Below are 6668 nucleotides of genomic sequence, written 5' to 3' on the forward strand. Positions count from 1 at the left end.
AAGCCCTGTAGCCATCCGTGTTTGCATGACTGACGACGGTAACGCTGAGGGCCACTTTTGCCATAACCGTGTTTTTTCACAGGAGATGTCTGTTCACAAAACGGGCATCTTACATCAACTTTAGCCACTGTATTCCACATCCAAAACCGGACATTTCACACTGCAATCAACATATTGAATACACGACCAATGTTTTGATTTTCTGTTCAATCACTTCAAAAGCATCACGGATTTGCAAAACCACAGCAGTGCCCATAATGTCCTGAGTGGTTGCCCCCCAGTGAACAAACCCACCGGACTCACCTGCCTGTTTGGAGATTTGATGCACCAGCGGCAAAATCGGGTAGCCAACAATTTCGGTTTCATGACGCAGTAGATCAAAATCCAGCGTATCGGCATTGCAGCGCAGGGCAATCTCTTGCGCCGCCGCCTCCGGAATGAGGCCACAGCGCGCCTGCGCTTTGGCAAGCGCTATCTCAACGATGACATATTTTCTAATCAGCTCGTGGTCGTCAAAAACGGCGCGCATTGCTGGCGTGCCAAATGCATCACGAAACAGTACGGAATCAAGCACATTCGAAGCCATAAAAGCATCCTGAAATGAGAGTAAGAGTGATAAACTGCGCCTGACATGCCGCAATAGGGGTGCCAGTAAGCCAATACTGTTAAGAGGCATGACAGGCGCATCGGGTACTCACCTATCTGTACTATTGTTTACGTACAAGCGCAGTTAAATGTACGAACAAATTTAAATGTACGGACAAGATAGAATTTACGGATATTAAAGCGAAAGCGTTTTAGCGCAGCTTTGTGATATTGATCAGCTATGCGGGAAAAAAAACCATTGCCTATGAAAGAATCGTTGTATCGGCGCATTGCGCGTGAACTTGCACAGCAAATCCTCTCCGGACAGTACCCGGTGGGCTCCCTGTTACCGACGGAAATGGCGCTGTGCGAACACTATCAGGTCAGCCGACACACCATGCGAGAGGCGCTGCGCGACCTGACCGAACAGGGATTGATTACGCGACGCAAGGGGTCAGGCACACAAGTGGCTGACAAAGCGCAGCATAAAGGGCTAAACCACCCGCTGGCTTGTCTGGAAGATCTGTTTTTTCTAGCGAAAAACAATCCGCGCGTAGTGAAAAGGATTGATGAAGTGGTTGCTGACTATGACCTGGCACAGACTATCGGCTGTGAGCCGGGATCTCGTTGGCTACACGTTGCCAGCATTCGGGAAGACAGCGAAAACAAAGACGCCCCCATCTGCTGGACAGACAGCTACGCCAGCGCCACCTTCACCAAAGTGCGCCAATTGGTGCGCAGCGATCCCTTTGCGCTGATCAGCGATCTGATCGAAACCCACTACGGCATTCAAAGTGAGGAGGTGCGGCAGACCATCTCTGCGGTCACCGTGTCAGCGAAAATTGCCAAGGTGCTGGGCGTTGAGCTAGGATCGCACGCACTGAAGATTGTACGCCGCTATCAGGATCGCGATGGCAATACGTTTGAAACCACGATTTCGGTGCACCCTGCCGATCGCTATGCGTGTTCTATCGTACTGACGCGGGCAAAAGGCTGAGAACATCGCGTTCCTCATGAAACGGATATGAATCACTCACACGTTGCAGATACGTTTAGAATTCAGCCGTTATAGTACGCGCATTATAATTGCGGAGAGAGATTTTTGGACAGTCAAAGCGATATACGTTGTGAAAGCATCGATCGTGAAGGAATCGATCGTGTAAGCACTGATCGTAAAAAAGACAGCATTATATCTCTGGCAAACTGACACACCTTAATGTGCGTAGCTTGCCGGTAACGGCAGGCGGCGCAATAGGCATTTCGATCACGATTGCATCCCTCTGTTAAACGTTTGTCCATGACGGCAGATATGGAAAGCAGTATAAACAGGAAGCATCAGGATGCATCTCTACACTTACGCACTCTTCCCTCCCGGCCATCAGCGCCTTTATATCCAGTAATTACTTGCTTTCAGGCAGCGGTGAAGGCGTTATAGCAGCGCACCACCACCTTAAAGCAAAGCGATCATACTGAATACACGCTCGGTTTTTCTGGATATTCTGGTGATCCTAGCGTTCCGGCATCACTACGTTCACGTTATCGCTTCTCAGCGGTTAAGGAGCCGAAATGGACGATCACCCCAGTCAGCGATCTACAACGCGTTGCAAAGGATGACACGCTAACTCGTTTGCTTCTCCATCCTCTCTGCCACGCATAACAATTAGTCCGTTTGCACATCATGCCCTTGAAGGACGGCTTCTCCACGTTTTTAAAAATACGTCCTGAAAGCGATGTGCCTAAAAATGAGTAACGGTTATGACCCAGATGTTAGAAAACTTGCCCATTCGCCGTCAGCAGTCGGTAAAAAAAAGCTACCTTATTGCAGATGAAGCGACAAAAAGCCTTGATAGCACCCTGACCTCGCTTTCTACCAACCTGGACGGTTTGGTTGAGGCTGAGGCAAAGGAGCGCTTACTTGAAAATGGTCCCAACCAGGTAGCGCAAGAGAAAGCGCCTCCCGCATTAACACAGCTCATCAGCGCCTTTAATAACCCCTTTATTTTTATTTTACTGGCATTGGCCGCCGTCGGTACGTTTACCGATTATTGGCTGCCCTTGCAGCGCGGAGAAGAGACCGATTTAACGGGTACTATCATCATTCTGGTCATGGTAACGCTGAGCGGTCTGCTGCGTTTCTGGCAAGAGTTCCGTACTAATCAGGCAGCAGAAGCGTTGAAATCGCTGGTGCGCACCACCGCCACCGTACTGCGCCGCGCCCATCCCAATGCTCGCGCCGAATGCCATGAGATCCCTCTGCAAGCGTTAGTACCTGGCGATATCATTTTACTTTCGGCAGGTGACATGGTGCCCGCAGATGTAAAACTGGTTGAATCACGCGATCTGTTTATCAGCCAGGCAGTCCTCACCGGTGAATCCCTTCCCGTAGAGAAATATGACACCTCAGCCCATGTGGCAGAGAAATCCTGTCAGACGCCTGTCGATCAGAAGGGGGGATCTCTGCTGGAAATGGGCAATATCTGCCTGATGGGCACCAATGTCTCCAGCGGCATCGCCAAAGCTGTTGTCGTGGCTACCGGCAATCACACCTACTTTGGTTCGTTGGCTAAATCCATCATAGGCACTCGTGCGCAAACGGCGTTCGATCGCGGTGTCAACAGCGTGAGCCGCTTGTTGATCCGCTTTATGTTGGTGATGGTGCCCGTGGTATTGCTGATTAACGGTTTTACCAAAGGTGACTGGGCCGAAGCAGCGCTTTTTGCGTTGGCCGTCGCGGTTGGTCTGACGCCAGAAATGTTGCCAATGATTGTCACAGCCAACCTGGCGAAAGGGGCAATCAGAATGTCGCGCAGCAAAGTAGTCGTCAAGCATCTCAACGCCATCCAAAACTTTGGTGCCATGGATGTGCTCTGCACCGACAAAACCGGGACATTGACGCAGGATCGCATCATTCTCGAGCATCATCTGTGCGTCAACGGTAGAGAGAGCGAGCAGGTGCTGAGACTGGCCTGGTTGAACAGCTTTCATCAAAGCGGGATGAAAAATCTGATGGACAAGGCCATCATCCGCTTCGGCAAGGAAAAGCCGGACATTGCGGCGCTGACCCAACATGAAAAAATCGATGAGCTGCCCTTTGATTTTATTCGCCGCCGACTATCCATTTTACTCAACAGCGGAAACCAGCAGTACCAGTTGATCTGTAAGGGCGCGGTAGAAGAGATGCTCGCCATTGCGACTCATATCGACGGTAACGGTGAAAAGCATCCACTGGACGATGCCCGTCGTAGCGCGCTGCTTGCACTGGCAGCGCGTTATAACCAGCAGGGTTTCCGTGTATTGATGATAGGAACGCGTGAATTTGGTGCCAGCGATTACCACTTCCCACTTACCGAAGCCGATGAGCGGGACATGGTAATCCATGGCCTATTGACATTCCTCGATCCTCCGAAACCCTCATCCGCTTGCGCGATCACCGCACTGCGAGAAAATGGTGTGCAGGTCAAAGTGCTCACGGGCGACAACCCGGTGGTATCCAGCAAAGTGTGCAAAGATGTTGGGCTTGATGCAGACCAGCCACTGCTTGGTGCGGATATCGATAAAATGGATGATGCCACGCTAGCGCGCGAAGTGGAGCAACGTACACTGTTTGCCAAGCTGACGCCGATGCAAAAATCGCGCGTACTAAAAATGTTGCAACGCAATGGTCATACCGTCGGCTTTTTGGGGGATGGTATCAACGATGCTCCGGCACTGCGTGATGCTGATATCGGTATTTCGGTGGATACCGCAACGGATATCGCCAAAGAGTCAGCAGAAATCATTCTGCTGGAAAAAGACCTGATGGTACTGGAACAAGGGGTGATCACCGGACGTGAGACATTCGGCAATATCATCAAATACCTGAACATGACCGCCAGTTCTAACTTCGGTAACGTGTTTTCCGTGTTGGTTGCCAGCGCCTTTATTCCCTTTTTACCGATGCTGGCCATTCATCTGCTGCTGCAAAACATGATGTACGATATCTCCCAGCTCAGCCTGCCGTGGGACAAAATGGATAAGTCGTTCTTACAGCGCCCGCGCAAATGGGATGCAAAGAACATTGGTCGCTTTATGCTATGGATTGGACCGACATCTTCGTTGTTCGACATTACGACCTTTGCCGTGATGTGGTATGTGTTCGCCGCCAACAGCGTCGAGCATCAGGCATTATTTCAGTCAGGCTGGTTTGTTGAAGGGCTGTTGTCGCAAACGCTGGTAGTGCATATGTTGCGCACGCAGAAAATTCCCTTTATTCAAAGCACCGCAGCGCTACCGGTGATGCTGACCACCGCATTGATCATGGCGATCGGGATCTATATTCCGTTCTCACCACTGGGGGCGTATATCGGTTTAACGCAGCTTCCATGGGAATATTTCCCTTGGTTGGTCGGCACCTTGCTGAGCTACTGCCTGCTCACTCAGGTGATGAAACGCATCTATATCCGACATTTCGGCCAGTGGTTCTAAGCTGAACAGACGGTCACTCACGCAACATTGCGCGTCTTTTGCCCTGCTGCGTGAGTCATCTTAATAGTAGAGTTTCTCTTCATCACCGCGCGTTGGCGTTCGGCTGGCGCGCAGTCGTTTGACGGAGGCATTAAGCGCCATCGTACCATGCAGCAAAATGTTGCTGGCAGGGCGCAGTGGTGATGCCAGACGCTGCTGCAATAACCTGATCGCCTCCTCACCCAATTCATCACGCGGCACATGCAGCGAGGTCAGCGGAATATCATGCAACGCCAACAGGTTAAAACCATCGAGGCTTATGATGGAAATATCCTGCGGTACGCGCATCCCCGCATGTTGCAGAGCATTCATTGCTCCTAACGCCATAAAATCGCCGCCGGCCAAAATAGCGGTTGGTCGCTGATCGTTCGGGCATTGTGCGAGAAACTCCGTCAATGCGCGTTCACTTTCTGCAGCGCTAAAACCGTTTGCCAGCAGCAGATGGCGTGGCTCGTCAAAAGGAAGATTATGGGCGTTAAGCGCTTCACGGATCCCTTGTAAACGCCACTCCATGATATAGCGCCGCAAGCAGACCAGATTGAGAATGTTATGGTGACCCTGCTCAATCAAATAGTGCATCGCCACTTCGCCAATCAAGCGGTGATCCTGTGAGACGCTGGGTAAACGCATCTTTCTGTAATAGCTGTTAATCAGGATACAGGGTTTACCCAAATCCACCGCCAGGGCGTGAATATAGGGATCATCTATCCCGATTAGCAGGGCTGTTTCCGTAAGGGGATCGTTCATTTTTTCCAGAAACAGAGCTGCATCACTGTTGTTTTCTTCCAGTCCACAGTAGCGTAAACGCACCTCATGGGGTGCCAAGGCATTGACAAGCCCCTGGATGACTTTGTAGTAAAAGATGTCAGACCGCGAATCAAACGCTCGCTACGGTGCAAACATCATAATTTCATTGATTAACAGGCGTCCAGAGGCGATATCATCAAGCACACCGTACTCTCGCGCACATGCCATCACGCGCTGCTTGGCTTTTTCGCTAGTGTTAAATTTGCCTGACAATACGCGAGATACCGTACTGATAGAAAGCCCGGTTTGTGCCGCAATTTCCTTGATTTTAAGCTTTCCATTCATTTTGTGATCCCCTTCAAATTTGAAGATGAAAAAATTTTCACGCTAGAACTGCCCATATCATAACCGGTTTTTATGCCCAACGCTAAAATAAGACAACGTTATGAAAATTTTTGCAAAAAAGGGCGTATCCCGCATCTATTATCTCCTTTAGGCTTAATTGGTAGACCAATTGAGAAAACAGAGCCTCAAGAAGATTCTTATATAATAACCTGAATTTTAATACAAATAATCATAATATAGCGATAGGATGAGTATTTTAGGTTACTGATGGTGTAACAGAAAGAATAACTTATCAGTCCAAATCAATCATCACCCTCTAACGGAGATTATCATGAGTCTCAATATTGACAAGGCTTTGTTGAATAAATAGAACTTTTGGGTAATCATCGGAGCAGATCACCACAGTTGTTTCAAAATCAGGTCTCCATGGCAAAACAAAATTTTAAAATCACCAACTGGCCCTCTTATAACAAGGCCCTCAAGCAGCG

4 protein-coding genes and 2 pseudogenes are annotated in these 6668 nt (G+C 49.6%); 3 read left to right on the plus strand and 3 right to left on the minus strand.

Annotated features, from left to right (window positions below; all coding sequences use genetic code 11):
* Positions 1 to 128, minus strand: a 128-nt coding sequence (locus QZ506_RS02730; protein WP_367272961.1) for an IS1 family transposase, incomplete at its 3' end; no start/stop codon positions are given.
* On the opposite strand from QZ506_RS02730, the gene QZ506_RS02735 reads away from it, so the two are divergent.
* Positions 69 to 266 carry a hypothetical protein gene (locus tag QZ506_RS02735; protein WP_291968902.1) on the plus strand — a complete coding sequence of 66 codons (198 nt, stop codon included), beginning with the start codon at positions 69 to 71 and terminating at the stop codon, positions 264 to 266. The two genes, QZ506_RS02730 and QZ506_RS02735, sit on opposite strands and share 60 nt — an antisense overlap.
* Here QZ506_RS02735 and QZ506_RS02740 read toward each other — a convergent pair.
* Positions 206 to 586, minus strand: a pseudogene (locus QZ506_RS02740) (3-carboxy-cis,cis-muconate cycloisomerase); the annotation flags it as partial. The gene QZ506_RS02735 and the pseudogene QZ506_RS02740 overlap by 61 nt on opposite strands.
* 264 nt (positions 587 to 850) lie before the next feature.
* Here QZ506_RS02740 and QZ506_RS02745 point away from each other — a divergent pair.
* Together QZ506_RS02745 and mgtA are read left to right on the plus strand one after the other, a co-directional pair.
* Positions 851 to 1582: a GntR family transcriptional regulator gene (locus tag QZ506_RS02745; RefSeq protein WP_291968898.1), complete on the plus strand. Its 732-nt coding sequence runs from the start codon at positions 851 to 853 to the stop codon at positions 1580 to 1582.
* 758 nt (positions 1583 to 2340) lie between these two features.
* Entirely contained in the window at positions 2341 to 5049 is a 2709-nt protein-coding gene (mgtA, locus tag QZ506_RS02750) for a magnesium-translocating P-type ATPase (RefSeq protein ID WP_291968900.1), read from the plus strand.
* A gap of 60 nt (positions 5050 to 5109) precedes the next feature.
* Here mgtA and QZ506_RS02755 read toward each other — a convergent pair.
* Positions 5110 to 6207: pseudogene (locus QZ506_RS02755) on the minus strand (LacI family DNA-binding transcriptional regulator).
* Positions 6208 to 6668: the final 461 nt, after the last annotated feature.

This window comes from Candidatus Symbiopectobacterium sp., assembly GCF_020054415.1.
Taxonomy (GTDB): Bacteria; Pseudomonadota; Gammaproteobacteria; order Enterobacterales; family Enterobacteriaceae; genus Symbiopectobacterium.